Origin of the sequence: Bittarella massiliensis (ex Durand et al. 2017) (assembly GCF_017566145.1) — a bacterium.
Lineage (GTDB): Bacteria > Bacillota > Clostridia > Oscillospirales > Ruminococcaceae > Bittarella > Bittarella massiliensis_A.
The window spans coordinates 1-226 of the sequence record NZ_JABFCL010000176.1 but is presented as its reverse complement, the minus strand read 5'-3'; the positions used below and the strand labels follow the sequence as shown (position 1 = coordinate 226).

At 51.3% G+C, this 226-nt stretch carries 1 pseudogene; it reads left to right on the top strand.

The window, feature by feature from the left end:
- A pseudogene (locus HJY11_RS13940) lies at nucleotides 1–226 on the top strand (hypothetical protein); the annotation flags it as partial.

Sequence of the window (226 nt, the reverse complement as noted above, 5' to 3'; positions counted from 1 at the left end):
ATAAGATCAATACAATCAACGCAGGAACCGAGGCTCTGTACCGTACAATCGGAACAAACAACATGGTTGGATACGTTCCGTTAGCACCGGTCCAGACAGCACTGGCCGGAGACGGCGTCAGCCTGAACCTCTACGTGCCGAACCTGGTAGAAGGACTGAACGATGTTCAGATTCTGTATTACAACCAGACAACAAAGGCATGGGAGCTGATGGCGCCTAGCAGCAT